Here is a 15,885-nt window from a genome sequence, read left to right as displayed (position 1 = left end):
CAGTCAAACGAGGCACGCCCATGCTGATCCTGCATTGTCCATATTGTGGCGTGGATGCCGACGAGACAGAGCTGCACGCCGGCGGCGAGGCGCATCTGAAACGGGAAGGTCCCGGATCAACCGATGCCGCGTTCGAGGATTACCTGTTCATGCGCCACAACCCCAAAGGGGTGCATCTGGAAAGATGGCAGCATGTTTACGGGTGCGGCAAGTGGTTTCTGGCTGCCCGCTGCACCGCAACACTTGAGGTGTTCGGCACCTATGCCGCCCAGACCCTGGCGCCGCCCCAGCACGTCAAGGACGCCATCACCGCCAAATATCCCGATTGGTCATGGGAGGCGCTGCAATGAGCGTCCGTTTGCAGACCGGCGGCAGCGTCTTGAACAGGGGCAAAGAGGTTACGTTCACATTCAACGGCACCGCGTTGACGGGATATGAGGGGGACACCCTTGCATCGGCCCTGCTGGCCAATGATCAGATGCTCATGGGGCGTTCATTCAAATATCACCGCCCGCGCGGCCCGGTCGCGTCCGGGGCGGAAGAGCCCAACGCGCTGGTCAATCTGGGACAGGGTGGCCGGTTCGAACCAAATCAACGCGCCACCACGACAGAGGTTTTCGACGAGCTGACGGCCACATCGCAAAACCACTGGCCCAGCCTCGAATTTGATGTGGGCGCGATCAATACCCGGCTGGCCCGTTTTCTGCCAGCGGGTTTCTACTACAAGATGTTCATACATCCGCGCCCCTTATGGAAACATGTCTACGAGCCGTTCATCCGCAAATCGGCTGGTCTGGGCAAGGCGCCCAAGGATCGCGACGCCGATACCTATGAGCATTTTCATGTGCATGTCGACGTGCTGATCGTGGGCGGCGGCATTGCCGGGCTTGCCGCTGCCCTGGCTGCGGGGGAGCGTGGCGCGCGTGTTCTTTTGGTCGAACAGACCCCCCATTGGGGTGGCCGCGCGGTTGTTGACACACCGATGATTGACGAGATGCCAGCGCGGGACTGGATTGATGCGACAGTCGCTGCGCTGAAAGAGATGCCCAATGTGGATCTGCGCACCCGCTGCATGGGGGCAGGGGTTTACGATCATGGCTATGCGCTGGTCTATGAGCGGCTGACGGATCATGCCCCTGTGTCCGATCACCCCAGGCACCGTCTTTGGAAAATCAGGGCCAGGCAGATTGTGACCGCAACCGGCGCAATCGAGCGTCCGCTATCCTTTGCGGCGAATGATTTGCCGGGTGTCATGCTGGCTTCGGCGGTGCGCGACTATGTCGCCAATTACGCCGTGGCCATTGGCCAGAATACGGTTGTCGTGACCAATAATGATGATGCCTATCGCACGGCGATCATGCTGAAAGAGGCGGGGCTTTCCGTGCCTGTCATCGTCGATACGCGCAAGGATGCAGACGGTCCGCTGATCGCAAAAGCGCATGACATGGGGATCAGGGTTGCTGCCGGTCAGGGGATCGCCAAGGTGCAGGGGGGCAAGCGGGTCACCGGTGTGACCCTTTGCGACCAGACCGGTGATGGGACCGGGACCGAGGAGATCCCATGTGACTGTGTCGCCATGTCCGGCGGCTGGTCGCCCGTGGTGCATCTTTGGTCTCATTGCAGCGGTAAATTGATGTGGGACCCCGATCAGGTCATGTTCCGCCCCGATCCCGAACGTCCGCCGACAGGCGCATCCGGTGCCGCGTTTGTGGCGACGGCAGGCACCGCCAACGGGCATCTGTTTACAGCAGAGGTTGTGGGGGATGGCTGGGCCGCCGGCCGCGCCGCTGCCAAAGCAGCCGGTCACATGCTGTGCGGTGGGACTGCCCCGCTTGGGGATGACCTGGCAGAGGGGCCGATTTCACCAGTCTGGCTGATGCCCGAAAATGCCCCGCAAGACCTGCGCGCCAAGGCGTGGCTTGATTTTCAAAACGACGTCAAAGTCAGTGACGTCCAGCTTGCCGCACAGGAAGGGTTCGAAAGCGTCGAACATGCCAAGCGCTACACCACTTTGGGAATGGCGACGGATCAGGGGAAGTTAAGCAATATCAATGGTCTTGCGACCCTTTCGCAATCATTGGGTGAGGATATTCCGAATGTGGGAACAACAACGTTCCGCCCCCCCTATACGCCTATTTCCATGGGGTCGATTGTGGGGGTTGCACAGAACGATCTGTTCCAGCCAGTGCGCAAGACCCCTTTATCGGATTGGCACAATGCCAATGGCGCTGATAACGAACCTGTCGGCCAATGGCGCAGGCCTTATGCCTATCTGCGCGCCGGCGAAACCGTGCATGACGCTGTCAATCGCGAGGTCAGGAATACCCGCGAAAACCTTGGGCTGCTGGATGCGTCCACCCTTGGCAAGCTGATCGTCAAAGGGCCTGATGCGGGCAGGTTTCTGGACATGATGTATACCAACATGATGTCCACATTGCCGGTCGGCAAATGCCGCTATGGGCTGATGTGTTCCGAAAACGGGTTTCTGATGGATGACGGCGTTGTCGTCCGCATGGCCGAGGATACATGGCTTTGCCACACCACCACCGGCGGGGCAGAACATATTCACGCCCATATGGAAGATTGGCTGCAATGCGAATGGTGGGATTGGCAGGTCTATGTCGCCAATGTGACCGAACAATATGCACAGATTGCGGTGGTCGGTCCAAACGCGCGCAAGGTGCTGGAAAAACTGGGTGGCATGGATGTATCTGCGGATGCGCTGCCATTCATGCACTGGGCCGATGGCCAGATCGGCGGTTTTGACGCGCGGGTTTTCCGAATATCGTTCTCGGGTGAGCTATCCTACGAAATCGCGGTTTCGGCCGGGCAGGGGCAGGCCTTTTGGGATGCGTTGATGCAGGCGGGCGCACCGTTTGGCGTCATGCCCTACGGCACCGAATGCCTGCATATCCTGCGCGCCGAAAAAGGGTTCATCATGATCGGGGACGAAACCGATGGCACGGTCATCCCGCAGGACCTCAACCTGTCATGGGCGCTGTCGAAAAAGAAAGAGGACTATCTGGGCAAGCGCGCGCATACCCGGTCGCATATGGCCGATCCCAACAGGTGGAAGCTGGTCGGGCTGGAAACGCTGGATGGTTCGGTCCTGCCAGATGGCGCTTACGCGCTTGCCGACGGCACCAACGCCAACGGGCAACGCAATACGCAAGGGCGGGTCACCTCGACCTATTATTCGGCCAATCTGGGGCGCGGGATTGCGATGGGACTGGTCCTGCACGGGCCGGACCGGATGGGGGAGATCATCCAGTTCAACAAGGTTGATGGCGGCACGGTGAAGACGAAAATCGTTGATCCGGTTGTCTATGACAAGGCGGGGGCCAAGCAGGATGTCTGACGCACTCACCGCATTACGCGGCAAATCCGTGACCAGCGACGTCACCATAACGGATGCAGGCCTGCAGGGCATGATCACGTTGCGCGGCGATCTGTCCGACAAGAAATTGGGTTCGATCTGCAAAACCCTGACCGGGCAGGCCTTTCCCGATCAGGGGTTGGCAAATTGCGAGGGGGCGCAGGGTCTGTGCTGGATGTCGCCCGATGAGGTTCTGGTGCTGGTGCCTTATGCGCAGGTGAACGAGGCATTGGCTAGTCTTGATAAGGCACTGGCGGGCAAACACTATCTTGCGCAAAATGTCTCGGATGCGCGGGCGCTGATCCGGGTCGAGGGGGCATTCGCCCGCGAGGTGATCGCCAAACTGGCCCCGGTTGATCTGCACCCGATGGCGTTTGAGCCCGGCGATTTCCGGCGCAGCCGTCTTGGTCAGATTGCTGCTGCCTTCTGGATGCCCGACGATGACAGCTTTGCGGTGATCTGCTTTCGGTCCGTTGCCGAATATGCGTTCGACCTGCTTGTGGCGAGCGCCAATGCAGGCGCGGTTGGGCATTTCCCGCAGGATTGACCTGTCGGACGGTCTGGCCTGACAATCGCCCGCGCTGGCCGGTGGTGTCGGTGGTATCGAAACGTGCGGGGCTGGTCTTGACCTCGCCCCATCATGTGACATGTATCGGTGCATACCGTCCTTAACTCAGAAAGATATGAGAAATGGCTTTTACACTCCCCGATCTTCCCTATGCACATGACGCGCTTGCCGGCAAAGGCATGTCTGCGGAAACGCTCGAATATCACCATGACCTGCACCACAACGCCTATGTGACCAATGGCAACAAGGCCATTGAAGGCACCGAGTGGGCGGGTAAATCCCTCGAAGAGATCATCGTTGGCACCTACGACAAGTCCGCCGTGGCCCAGAATGGTATTTTCAACAATATCAGCCAGTTGTGGAACCATAATCAGTTCTGGGAAATGATGGCCCCCGGCGACAGCGCGATGCCCGGCGAATTGGAAAAGGCGATCACCGAAAGCTTTGGATCGGTTGACGAGTTCAAGTCGCAGTTCAGCGCTGCGGGTGCCGGCCAGTTCGGATCAGGCTGGTGCTGGCTGGTCAAGAATGCCGACGGATCGCTGGCTGTGACCAAAACGGAAAATGGTGTGAACCCGCTCTGTTTTGGTCAAACCGCACTTTTGGGCTGCGACGTGTGGGAGCATTCCTACTACATTGATTTCCGGAACAAGCGCCCGGCCTATCTGACCAACTTCCTTGATAATCTGGTGAATTGGGAAAACGTGGCCTCGCGCCTGTGACCTTTTCAAGATAGACAAGTCCGAAGGCCCGTGAGACATCTCGCGGGCCTTTTTCGTGGAGTGAAAGATGATGGTCGGGCCAGATTTATCCGCCATAGACGCGGCAGCTGCGCAAGTGCGTGATCACATCATCCGCACCCCTGTGCTGCCGCTGACCCATGCGTTGTGGTCCGATGTGCTGCCACCCTCTGCCGGCGTGACGCTGAAACTGGAACTGTTTCAGCAGACGGGTTCTTTCAAGGCCCGCGGTGCATATCTGGGCATTGCCGCGCTGAATGCGGCACAACGCGCCGCTGGGGTTGTTGCGGCCAGTGGTGGCAATCATGCAATGGCTGTTGCCTGGGCCGCAAAGGCATCGGGGGTCGCGGCGTTGATCACGATGCCGCGTGCGGTTGACCCGGCCCGGATCGCGGGCTGCAAGGCGCTGGGCGCGACCGTGATGCTGTATGACACGATGGCGGATGCATTTGCTGCGATGAACGCGGCGGCGGAGGAAGGCCGGGTGATGATACACCCTTTTGAGGGGGCCTACATGACCCTTGGCGCGGCGACCTTGGGCGCGGAATATCTCGCACAGACACCTGACATTGATGTCTTTGTGGTTCCTGTCGGTGGCGGCGGGCTGATCGGGGGCATGGCCTGCGCGATCAAGCAATTGGCCCCGCATGCAAAGGTCATCGGGGTGGAACCCTTTGGGGCCGATAGCATGTCACGCAGCTTTGCCGCTGATAGGCCGGTGCGGCTGGACCGTGTTGACACAATTGCCGATAGTCTGGGCGCGCCCATGGCGATGCCCCACTCATTTGCGGTCGCAAAGGCCCATGTGGACCGTATTGTGAAAATTGCCGATGACGACATGCGTCAGGCGATGGGCCTCTATCAGGACAAGCTGCGCATAACCGCAGAGCCGGCCTGTGCGGCATCATTGGCGGCGGTGCTGGGGCCGTTGCGGGATGAACTGGATGGCCAGCAGGTTGGCATCATTGCCTGCGGATCAAATATCGGGCTTGCGCGATACCACGAGATCATGCGCCAGCAGTGACGCGGGATGCCGTATCAGGCGAGCGTTTCGCGCAAAGCGGCCTCGAGTGCGGGGACATCCGCGATCACCGTGACATAGCGCAGGATATTGTCGCCGGCAAAGCCGTGATCGACCACATGCGATAGCAGCCCTGCAAGCGGATCCCAGAACCCGTTGACATTCAGCAAATAGATCGGCTTTTCATGCAGCCCGAGTTGGCGCCAGGTCAGCGCTTCGAAAAACTCGTCCAGTGATCCCGCCCCACCCGGTAGCACAACCACCGCGTCGCAATTCATGAACATCACCTTTTTGCGCTCGTGCATTGTTTCGGTGATGACAAAGCTGTCCAGATCGCGTTTGCCAACCTCCCAATCCAGCAGATGCGTGGGGATGACACCAAATGTCTTGCCGCCCGCGGCCTGAACCGCATTGGCCACACGGCCCATCAGCCCCACATCGCCCGCCCCGTAGACCAGCCGCCAGTCATTCCCGGCCAGCATGCGGCCCGTGTCGCCGGCGGCATCGGCAAACGCGGGGTCGTTCCCGTCGCGTGAGCCGCAATAAACACAGACCGAGCGTAAAACTGTGGACATCGCGTAACCCTTCACAAAGACTTGGCTTTGACCGGCCATAGCGCTGTTGTTATGTTGGCGCAACCGTGGGATGGGGCTGCCATAAGGGGCTTTGTGCCGTGAAAGGGACGGACCGTGGCTGACGAACCATATCTCAACTATGCGCGCGCGGCTTTGGGCGTTCTATCCGCTGTGACGGTTGCCGTTGCCGTAGTGATGGTCTTGCCCGCACCCACGCCCACTGCAGAACCCGGCGCCGATATTGCGCAAACGCCTGACCCGGCAGAAGCGGTTGCCCCGGCTGCGGATGTGGCCGAAGTGGCAGCGCCTGCAGCCCCCGCACCAACACCGGAACCGCCCAAGGAAGGGCCGGTATTTGATACATTCCGCGTGGAAACCGACGGTAATATGGTCATTGCGGGCCGCGCAGCACCGGGGCAGATCGTTGATATCATTCTGGCGGATGAGGTTCTGGCCCGTGTCGTGGCCGATGGCGCGGGCAATTTCGTAGCCCTCCCACAGGCGGGGCCGTCTGATCAGCCGCGAAAACTGTCATTGCTTGCAGACCCCGAGGGGGATGCCATTGCCTCGCAGGCAAGCTTTATTGTGTCACCCATCGCCGCCCCGCTTGCATTGGTCGCTGACCCAACCGTTGATGCCACGGACCCCGATGCGCCAATTGATCCCTCGGCGACCATCGGTGATGTCCCTGCGGGTGTCGCCGCCGCGCAAGAGGTGCCTGCACCCGGCACGCCTGCCGTCCCGCAGGTCAGCGTGGCCCAGGCCGCATCACCATTGCCGCCGACCGTGTTGCAGGCTGACGCGGGCGGCGTTCGCGTCGTGCAGAACGCGCCCGTGGCCCCCGTGACGGCGGCCAATGTCGCGCTGGACGCGATTACATATGATCCGGCAGGCGAGGTGCAATTGTCAGGCCGGGCGCAGGGTGACGGGGCTGTTCAGATCTACCTCGACAATCAGCCCATTTCGACATCTCCGGTGACCGAAGGCGGCGATTGGCGCATCGAACTGCCCCAGATTGACACCGGCGTCTACACCCTGCGGATCGACGAAGTGGACGGCGAAGGCGATGTGGTGTCCCGGCTGGAGACACCTTTCAAACGCGAGGAAGCCGCAGATGTGGCCGCCGTGCTGGCCGAAGAGACCGGGCAGGACGGTTTCGAAGTGGCCGTGAAAACTGTGCAACCCGGCGCGACCCTCTGGGCGATTGCCGAAGAGAACCTTGGTGACGGTATTTTCTATGTCGAGGTCTTTGCCGCGAATGCTGACCTGATCAAGGATCCTGACCTGATTTACCCCGGTCAGATTTTCCGGATCCCCGAGGTTGGACAATAGCGACCAGGGGGCTGGTCATCCCGGGTACGGCATCCTACGTAAAGGGGCTGATACCCGGAGAAGCCGATGCGCCGCCTGCCCAAGACCACTGCCAACCTCAATGATGCACAAGTGCAGGGCTGGGCGGTTATTCAGCGCGTGGTGCCTTATCTTTGGCCGGATGGGCAGGCATGGGTCAAACGCCGGGTCGTGCTGGCCCTTGCGGTATTGCTTCTGTCCAAGGTGATCGCGGTCGGCACGCCGATTTTCTACAAACAGGCTGTCGACGCGCTTGCCCCCGAGGGGGCTGATGCGGCAACTTTCCTGGGGTTGGGCGCGATTGGCCTGACGGTCGCATATGGTCTTGCCCGGCTGATGACAGTCGGCTTTCAGCAATTGCGCGATGTGATCTTTACCCGGGTGGGCCAGCGGGCGTTGCGCCAGCTTGCGCTAGAGACATTTACCCATATTCACCGCCTGTCGATGCGTTATCACATCACCCGCAAGACCGGCGGGCTGAGCCGCGTGATTGAACGCGGGGTCAAGGGTGTCGAGTTCCTCTTACGTTTCCTGCTGTTCAGCATGGGGCCACTGGTTCTTGAGCTTTTGATGATCTCCATCATTTTGTTTTTTCTCTTTGATGTCTGGTATTTGGCGATCGTTGTTCTGACCATTGCCCTCTATGTCTGGTTCACGTTCAAGGTGACCGAGTGGCGGGTGAAGATCCGCAAAGAGATGAACGATCAGGATACGGACGCCAATCAAAAAGCCATCGACAGCCTGTTGAACTTTGAGACGGTCAAGTATTTCGGCGCCGAGAAATGGGAGGCTGATCGCTATGACGCCGCCATGGCCAATTACGAAAATGCCGCGATCCGTACCAATTATTCGCTCGCCTTTTTGAACTTTGGCCAGTCGTTTCTGATCACCGGCGGGTTGATCGTGGTCATGGTCATGGCGGCCTTTGGGGTGCAGCGCGGTGATCTGACCGTCGGCGATTTTGTCATGGTCAACGCCTACATGATCCAGATTACCATGCCGCTGAACTTTCTGGGGACGGTCTATCGCGAAATCCGGCAGGCGCTGATCGACATGGGCGATATGTTTGACCTGCTCGGCCAACCCGCCGAAGTGCAGGACACGCCGGGTTCCACAGACCTGAACGTAACTGGCGGGCATGTGGCCCTGCGCGATGTGGCGTTTGGCTATGATCCCGCCCGGCCCATTCTGCGCGGCATCAACCTTGATGTGGCACCGGGGCAGACAGTGGCCATTGTCGGGTCTTCCGGGTCGGGCAAGTCAACGATTGGGCGCCTTCTGTTTCGGTTTTACGACGTGAACGACGGCGCGCTGCTGATCGACGGGCAGGATGTGCGCGATGTCACGCAGGCCAGTCTGCATGCCCAGATCGGTGTCGTGCCGCAGGATACGGTGCTTTTCAACGACACGGTGCATTACAACATCGCCTATGGCCGTCCGGATGCAACAGAGGATGACATCATTGCCGCAGCCAAGGCTGCAAAAATCCATGACTTCATTGTTGGCCTGCCTGATGGCTATCAGACTACGGTAGGCGAGCGCGGGCTGAAGCTGTCCGGCGGTGAAAAGCAACGGGTTGGGATCGCGCGGACCCTGCTGAAAAACCCGCCGATCCTGCTGCTGGATGAAGCGACCAGCGCCCTGGATACCGAAACCGAAATGGAAATTCAGGCCGAACTGAAAGCCATGGGCGAGGGCCGGACCGTCATTACCATTGCACATCGGCTGTCGACCATTGCCGATGCGGACCAGATCGTGGTGCTGGAACAGGGCGTGATTGTTGAAGAGGGCAAACATGATGATCTTCTGGCCGCCGCCGGTCGCTATGCGCATCTGTGGAACCGGCAGTCCGAGGATGAACCGGCCTAGTCATTCATCGACCCGCCCGCAATAGGCTTATCATTCGCGGCGATTCAGCCTAGGCTGTACCCAGATCCAAATTTATGGTGTTCCCTATGTCGATGTTTCGCGCGGCCCTGATCCTGGGCCTGCTATCTGCTGTTGGCCCGTTTGCCATTGATATGTACCTGCCTGCCATGCCCGCGATTGCAACGGGGCTCGGGGCTGAGGTCGCACAGGTTCAACTGACCCTGACCGCCTATTTCGTGGCCTTCGGGCTGGCGCAGCTGGTTTATGGGCCCTGGGCGGATCAGGCGGGGCGCAAACGGCCGCTTTATGTCGGGCTGACGATCTTCGGGGTTGCCACGGTTGGCTGTGCCCTTGCCCCGACAATCGGTTGGCTGATTGCATTCCGGGCACTGCAGGGGCTGGGTGGGGCTGTATTGATGGTCGTGCCGCGGGCGATCATTCGCGATATGCATACAGGGGCCGCTGCGACCAAGCTGATGGCGCTGGTCATGCTGGTGATTTCAATCTCGCCCATGCTGGCGCCGCTCGCGGGCAGCGGTCTGATTGCCATCGGCGATTGGCGGCTGATCTTTTGGGCGCTGGCCGTCGCGGCATTGCTCAGCTTTGCGCTGACCACCTTTACGCTGCCCGAAACGCTGGATCCGGCCAACCGCATACCGGCGAATATTGCCAAGCTTTGGCAGGGGACCAAGGTGCTTGTCCGTGATCCGGTTTTCATGGGGCTGACATTCATTGGCGGGTTTGGGTTTGCCAGTTTCATGGTGTTTATCGCCAGTGCGTCATTTGTCTATACAGGGGAATTCGGCCTCGACCCGACTGGGTTCAGCCTGGCATTTGCGATCAACGCGATTGGCTTTTTCGCAGCGTCGCAGGCCGCAGGTCCGCTGAGCGAAAGATGCGGTATTCTGCCGGTTATCCGCTGGGCCGTCATCGGGTTTGCCTGTTTTTCGGGTGGATTATGGGTGGTCGGACTTGCAGGGTTTGCCAGTCTGCCGGTGGTGGTGGCGGGCCTGTTTCTGGCCAATGCCTGTCTTGGGTTGATCATCCCGACAACAATGGTGATGGCGCTTGACCCGCATGGGGATATTGCAGGCCTCGCCTCGTCGCTTGGGGGGACGCTGCAGATGGTGACAGGGGGCGTGATGGTTGTGATCACGGGGCTGTTCTTTGACGGAACGGCGGTGCCGATGATCGGGGCGATTGCACTATGCGCCCTGCTGGCGCTGGCGGTTGCCTTGCGCACCCTGAAGGTGCTGCACCACGCCCAGACGGGCGCGGTGCAGGGGTGATTATTCTGCCGCTTGCAGGGGCTGCGTCAGTTTCAGGGGCGGCTCGGCCGCATCATCGGTCCAGATAAGGTCGGGCATCTTGATCCGGCGCGCCCGACGGGCAAGCGCCCAATCCCGGGCGGCCCGGCTGCTGCGTCCCATCGACAGCTTGGCAAGCAATTGCGCCAGCCATTGGGCGTAGGTCACAACCCAGACCCGGACAGCCAGCATCGACGGTGTGAAGACCAGCGTCAGAACCGTCGCGATACCCAGCCCAAAGACCACAGCCGTCGCCAGCTGTTTCCACCACAAGGCGGTAGGGCTATCCACCGAATAGCCACCATTGAGGAAATCAAGGCTTAGCCCGAACATCATCGGCGCCAGCCCGGCCATCGTGGTGATTGTGGTCAGCAGAACCGGCCTGATCCGATCTTCCGCGGTGCGGGTGATAGCCTCGGTCCGGGGCATGTAGCGGCTGTATTCCTGATAGGTATCAATCAGGATGATGTTGTTATTCACCACGATCCCGGCCAGCGCCACGATCCCGGTGCCCGTCATGATGATCGAGAATGGCTGATCCATCACCAGCATCCCGACCAGCGACCCGGCCGTGGACATGACAACCGCCATCAGCACCAATACAGAGTTGTAGATACTGTTGAACTGCGCCAGCAGAATGATGAACATCAGCCCAAGCGCGCCGGCAAATGCAACCTGCAAAAAGGCACCGGATTCGGCCTGATCCTGCTGATCACCAGTCCATTCCCATTCAATACCATTGGCGAACGGCTTGCTGTCCAGCCATTCGGTCAGCAGCGCAATCCGTTCATTTGCGTTGATCGGGGTTTCCGTGACCGCTCCATCCTCAATCAGGGCGGATACGCTGGCGCGTGTCGCGTCACCATTGACCGCCACAATATCGTAGCGGTCCATGCCGGTGGCGGCCTCATCAACCACTTTTGCCACGGCGACGGGGGTGTCGTCATCCATCAGATTGATCAGCCCGGTTTCGACCCCGGCCTTTACATCGAAATACCGCTTTTGGTCGACCCGGCTGATCTCGGCCAGTTTGTCGACGGGCGTGCGGGTGATGAAGTTCGACAGCGGGATCAGCCCCTGATTTGTCCGCACGCGCAGACTGTCCAATGTGGACAGGACCCGGTCCTGTTCCGGCAGACGCACCCGGATTTCGATTTCCTCGTCCGAGCTATCGACCCGCATCGTATCAAGCAGGATACCCCGCGTGACCATCTGAACCATGGCACCGACAGAGGCCACATCCGCGCCGTAGCGCCCGGCCTTTTCGACATCCACGTCAATCTGCCAGTCAATGCCGGGCAGGGGCAGGCTGTCTTCGATTGTGATCAGCCCCGGTGTGGCATCAAACTGCGCGCGCGCCGCTGTGGTGGCCGCAATCAGGTCTTCCCAATTGTCGCTTTTCAGGCGCAGATGCACAGGCTTGGCCGAGGCCGGGCCACGCGACAGGTTCAGAATTTCCAGCCGGATGCCGGGCAGGGCGCCAAGCGCTTCTTCCAGCTCTGCGATGATCAGGTCGCCATCATAGGCGGGGTCAACCTGCGTGCTGGTCCAGGGGATAAAGCCCAGCAATGTTGTCCGTTCGGACACCCGGGGCCGTTCGTCCCACGGGATCAGTTCCAGCTGGATCTGACCGATGGCGTCGGCGGGGCCTTCTGCGCCGCCGGTATTGGAATTCAGCCCGCCATCGCCTGCAAAGGCAAAGACGCTTTCAATCCCGCGCTGCGCAAACGTGATCTGTTCGGCCTGCTCGAGCAGGCGGTCTTTCTCCGTCAGGCTGAGATTGCCGCGGGCCTGCACATAGACGATGGCCTGCTCGGGCTCGGACTCCACGAAGAATTCAACGCCATTGTTGTTGGCGCCGTAATATCCAAAGATCGAAATCACGGTGAATATGACCGCACCCACTGATACAAGCGGCATGATGGGATTGCCGGTGATGAAATACATCAGATGCCCAAAGGGCGAGCGCCGGTAACCCGCTTTGATCCGCTTGGCCTTGCGTTCGATGCGTGCCGCACCCATCGCGACCGACAGGAACATCGCACCCCCCATAAACAGCAGGATGCCGCCGAAGGAATCACCAAACCCCTGGGTCTGCACAGCCTCGCCGCTCAGATAGCCGGGGTTCAATGTCAACATGGCGCCGGTGAAAACGATCAGCACGCCAAGCGGGACCAACGCGGCCCGGATGACCCAGGGAAGTCTAGCGCGCAGCCCATCGGACATATTGCTGAATGTGCGGCTCATCCGTCCGGTGACACCGCCCATCACGGGCAGGTAGATCAGGGCCACAACAAGTGATGCGCAGAGCACGAAAATCAGCGTGACGGGCAGCATGCCCATGAACTGTCCCGGCACGCCGGGCCAAAACAGCATGGGCAGAAAGGCGCAGAGGGTCGTCGCGGTGGAAGAAATGATCGGCCAGAACATCCGCTTGGCAGCTTCCACATAGGCGTGCATCGGGCCAACACCTTCGCGAATGCGCTTGTCAGCGTATTCAACAACCACGATGGCCCCATCCACCAGCATCCCCACCGCCAGGATCAGGCCGAACATCACGATGTTCGAGATGGTGATTTCCATCACCGCCAGAAGGGCGAAACACAACAGAAACGAGGTTGGAATCGCAAAGCCCACCAGCAGGGCGGGTCGTGTGCCAAGCGCTGCAAGAACAACAATCATCACCAGCGCGATGGCTGTTAGAACGGACCCTTCCAACTGGCTGACCATGGATGCCACGTTGCGGGACTGGTCGTTGGATGTGCCCACCTCGATTGCGGCCTGCAATTCGGGGGACCATTCGGCGCGCTCTTCTTCAACCACCTGTGCGACCAAGGCGCTTGTATCAATCAGGTTGAACCCCTTGCGCTTGACCACCTGCAGGGCAACCGTGTTGACCCCGTTGAACCGGGCGGTTCCGGCCCGGTCTTCGAATGTCAGCCGGATTGTTGCCAGGTCACCCAGTGTGATGACCCGGTCGCCATTTGTCTTGACCGGCAGGTTGTAGACATCTTGCGGCTCATCAAAGGAAGACGGTATCTTGACCGCAAAGGTCCCTTGGGCGGTCTCAACCTCGCCAGCCGCAATCAGCAGGTTGTTGTTGGTCACAACGCCAATCAGTTCGCCCGCGGTGACGTTGTAGGATTCCAGCCGCAGCGGATCAATCACGACCTCAAGCATCTCGTCGCGTGTCCCGGCCAGACCCGCCTCAAGCACTGCATCAAGGCCTTCGATACGGTCCTGCAGGTCCTTGGCGACGCGGATCAGGGTCCGTTCGGGGACCTGACCGGTCAGGTTCACGATGATGATCGGGAATTCGGAAAAGTTGATTTCGTTGATCGAGTATTTATCGGCCCCGGCGGGGAACTGCCCCTCTGCGGTGTTCATGGCCGACCGGATATCGGCGAGGATCTTGGTCTTGTCCCAGCCAAATTCGAATTCCAGCGCGACACCGGCATAGCCTTCGGCGGCGGTAGAGGACATTGTTTTGAGCCCATCAAGGTCGGAAAGCTCTGTCTCCATCGGTTTGACAAGCAGGGTTTCGCTGTCCTCGGCCGAAATGCCGGGGAAGGGGACCGACACAAAGATCGCCGGGATTTCAATGTCGGGCTCTCCCTCTTTGGGCAGTCCGACATATGCCATTCCCCCCGCCAGAAGCGAGAGGGCAATAAAGGCAAGCACCATGCGGGCCCGAGAGGCGGCCCAGTCAACTAATCCAGTCATCCTTTAGCCTCTTGGAACGTGGGGGTCACCCGGACCCCGTCCACCACAAATTCTTGTCCCACAGTAATGATATCCACCTCCTCGGGCAGGTCGGTGACCCAGACGCCTTCGGCAGTGTCGCGCAGCAGGGTCACCGGCATGAAGGTCGCCACCCCGTTATCATCAATTGCCCGAACCCCAAGCACCCCGTCATCATCCAGTGTCAGCGTCGATTGGGCGAGCAGATGGGCGCTGCGACCTTCCGACGCCACAAGAATTTCGGCCGTCTGCCCGTCGCTGATAGCCAGATCAGCATTGTCCACGGTGACCTCGACGCGGAATGTGCGGGTCGTCTCATCGGCGCTGCGCGACAGGAACGTGACCTCGCCCTGCACTTGTGCCTGATTGGTCAGGCGCGCGCCGGCGATGGCCCCGACGGTGATCTTGCTGACATCGGCCTCGGGGGCGAAGCCAACCAGTTTGATCGGGTTGAGTTGAATAATCGTCGCACATGGCGTGCCGGGCTGCATCAACGCGCCCAATTCAGCCGTATCTGTTTCCAGCAGTCCCGAGAAGGGGGCGGTGATTGTCAGACGCTCGATCTCGCGTTCGGCAGAGGCGACGGCCGCCTGCGCGGATTCGATCCCCGCCTCGGCAGAGGCCACGCCGGAATTTGCGCGCTGCACCCCGGCTTTGGCCGCATCCATCGCGGCCTGGGCGCTGACCAGGCGTGTTTCAGACGCAAAACCATCCTGGGACAATTGCGATGCGGCGTTCAGATTGATCTCGGCCTCGCGCACTCGCGCGGATGCTTCTGCAACGGCGGCTTGCGCCTCGGGCACCCGGCCGCGGGCTTCGGCCAAACGTGCCCGCGCCTCGGCCAGCGAGGCCTGACGCGTTCCGGGATCAAGCTGGCAGAGCTGGTCGCCAGCGTTCACAAACGCGCCCTTACGCAGGGGTTCGGAGGTGACAAGACCCGATGTTTCGGACGCGACAGTCACTTGCCGGGCAGCTTCGGTGCGGCCCCGCAGGATGACGGCGCTGTCAATGGTCTGGGCAACCGACCGGATGGCCACAACGCCAACCGCGCCTTCCTGCGCGTCGGTCTCTGCCGTCTCGGCAGCCACCGCTTCGTCCGCTGCGATGTCGGCTTCGGCTGCTTCGGCACCTTGCGCAAATTGGAAAAGCTGATCGCGTTCGAAAACCACGAAGTAGAGGACAGCCAGCACCGCAATGGCGCTGATTACCGACATGATACGCATTTTAAGCCCCTTGAACGCGTCACAACTTTGCGCTGCTATATGGTTGGTGTCGTCATTGTTACGTCATAACAGACCGGCCAGATCAAATATTCGTACTGAACCGCTCAGTTCAGTT

11 protein-coding genes are annotated in these 15,885 nt (G+C 60.1%); 8 read left to right on the top strand and 3 right to left on the bottom strand.

Annotation, left to right across the window (positions count from 1 at the left end; genetic code table 11):
* Positions 1–20 precede the first annotated feature (20 nt).
* The 5 genes from AABB31_RS06335 to AABB31_RS06315 all read left to right on the top strand — a co-directional run bounded on the left by AABB31_RS06335 (position 21) and on the right by AABB31_RS06315 (position 5,708).
* Positions 21–350: a sarcosine oxidase subunit delta gene (locus AABB31_RS06335; protein ID WP_342075311.1), complete on the top strand. Its 330-nt coding sequence runs from the start codon at positions 21–23 to the stop codon at positions 348–350.
* Complete coding sequence (locus tag AABB31_RS06330) at positions 347–3,358, top strand: sarcosine oxidase subunit alpha family protein (RefSeq protein ID WP_373635540.1); 3,012 nt, start codon at positions 347–349, stop codon at positions 3,356–3,358. The genes AABB31_RS06335 and AABB31_RS06330 overlap by 4 nt, the downstream gene beginning before the upstream one ends.
* On the top strand, positions 3,351–3,923 hold the full coding sequence (locus AABB31_RS06325) for a sarcosine oxidase subunit gamma family protein (protein WP_342075312.1): 573 nt from the start codon (positions 3,351–3,353) through the stop codon (positions 3,921–3,923). Before AABB31_RS06330 ends, AABB31_RS06325 begins: the two co-directional genes overlap by 8 nt.
* 143 nt (positions 3,924–4,066) lie before the next feature.
* On the top strand, positions 4,067–4,666 hold the full coding sequence (locus AABB31_RS06320) for a superoxide dismutase (RefSeq protein ID WP_342075313.1): 600 nt from the start codon (positions 4,067–4,069) through the stop codon (positions 4,664–4,666).
* A gap of 67 nt (positions 4,667–4,733) precedes the next feature.
* Positions 4,734–5,708: a pyridoxal-phosphate dependent enzyme gene (locus AABB31_RS06315; RefSeq protein ID WP_342075314.1), complete on the top strand. Its 975-nt coding sequence runs from the start codon at positions 4,734–4,736 to the stop codon at positions 5,706–5,708.
* 14 nt (positions 5,709–5,722) lie between these two features.
* On the opposite strand, the gene AABB31_RS06310 is transcribed toward AABB31_RS06315, so the two are convergent.
* The gene (locus AABB31_RS06310; RefSeq protein ID WP_342075315.1) at positions 5,723–6,280 is read right to left on the bottom strand and encodes a TIGR00730 family Rossman fold protein; all 558 of its coding nucleotides are present in this window, start codon (positions 6,278–6,280) and stop codon (positions 5,723–5,725) included.
* Positions 6,281–6,394: 114 nt separating this feature from the next.
* On the opposite strand from AABB31_RS06310, the gene AABB31_RS06305 reads away from it, so the two are divergent.
* From AABB31_RS06305 to AABB31_RS06295, 3 genes are all read left to right on the top strand, one after another.
* Entirely contained in the window at positions 6,395–7,612 is a 1,218-nt protein-coding gene (locus AABB31_RS06305; RefSeq protein ID WP_342075316.1) for a LysM peptidoglycan-binding domain-containing protein, read from the top strand.
* Positions 7,613–7,678: 66 nt separating this feature from the next.
* Positions 7,679–9,499 carry an ABC transporter ATP-binding protein/permease gene (locus AABB31_RS06300; protein ID WP_342075317.1) on the top strand — a complete coding sequence of 607 codons (1,821 nt, stop codon included), beginning with the start codon at positions 7,679–7,681 and terminating at the stop codon, positions 9,497–9,499.
* Between the two features lie 92 nt (positions 9,500–9,591).
* Positions 9,592–10,788 (top strand): multidrug effflux MFS transporter, encoded by a 1,197-nt coding sequence (locus AABB31_RS06295; RefSeq protein WP_342078883.1) that lies wholly within the window; start codon positions 9,592–9,594, stop codon positions 10,786–10,788.
* Here the strand turns inward: AABB31_RS06295 and AABB31_RS06290 are convergent, their stop codons facing one another.
* Positions 10,789–14,529 carry an efflux RND transporter permease subunit gene (locus tag AABB31_RS06290; RefSeq protein WP_373635539.1) on the bottom strand — a complete coding sequence of 1,247 codons (3,741 nt, stop codon included), beginning with the start codon at positions 14,527–14,529 and terminating at the stop codon, positions 10,789–10,791.
* Positions 14,526–15,770 carry an efflux RND transporter periplasmic adaptor subunit gene (locus AABB31_RS06285; RefSeq protein ID WP_373635538.1) on the bottom strand — a complete coding sequence of 415 codons (1,245 nt, stop codon included), beginning with the start codon at positions 15,768–15,770 and terminating at the stop codon, positions 14,526–14,528. The genes AABB31_RS06290 and AABB31_RS06285 overlap by 4 nt, the downstream gene beginning before the upstream one ends.
* Positions 15,771–15,885: the final 115 nt, after the last annotated feature.

Source organism: Yoonia sp. SS1-5, from assembly GCF_038443705.2.
GTDB classification, from domain to species: domain Bacteria; phylum Pseudomonadota; class Alphaproteobacteria; order Rhodobacterales; family Rhodobacteraceae; genus Yoonia; species Yoonia rhodophyticola.
This window is presented reverse-complemented; position numbering and strand designations above follow the sequence as displayed.

Coding starts and splice junctions, on each gene's coding strand:
- AABB31_RS06325 (WP_342075312.1), top strand. CDS start 3,351: ATGTCTGACGCACTCACCGCATTACGCGGCAAATCCGTGACCAGCGAC.
- AABB31_RS06320 (WP_342075313.1), top strand. CDS start 4,067: ATGGCTTTTACACTCCCCGATCTTCCCTATGCACATGACGCGCTTGCC.
- AABB31_RS06335 (WP_342075311.1), top strand. CDS start 21: ATGCTGATCCTGCATTGTCCATATTGTGGCGTGGATGCCGACGAGACA.
- AABB31_RS06295 (WP_342078883.1), top strand. CDS start 9,592: ATGTTTCGCGCGGCCCTGATCCTGGGCCTGCTATCTGCTGTTGGCCCG.
- AABB31_RS06285 (WP_373635538.1), bottom strand. CDS start 15,770: ATGCGTATCATGTCGGTAATCAGCGCCATTGCGGTGCTGGCTGTCCTC.
- AABB31_RS06290 (WP_373635539.1), bottom strand. CDS start 14,529: ATGACTGGATTAGTTGACTGGGCCGCCTCTCGGGCCCGCATGGTGCTT.
- AABB31_RS06300 (WP_342075317.1), top strand. CDS start 7,679: ATGCGCCGCCTGCCCAAGACCACTGCCAACCTCAATGATGCACAAGTG.
- AABB31_RS06310 (WP_342075315.1), bottom strand. CDS start 6,280: ATGTCCACAGTTTTACGCTCGGTCTGTGTTTATTGCGGCTCACGCGAC.
- AABB31_RS06315 (WP_342075314.1), top strand. CDS start 4,734: ATGATGGTCGGGCCAGATTTATCCGCCATAGACGCGGCAGCTGCGCAA.
- AABB31_RS06330 (WP_373635540.1), top strand. CDS start 347: ATGAGCGTCCGTTTGCAGACCGGCGGCAGCGTCTTGAACAGGGGCAAA.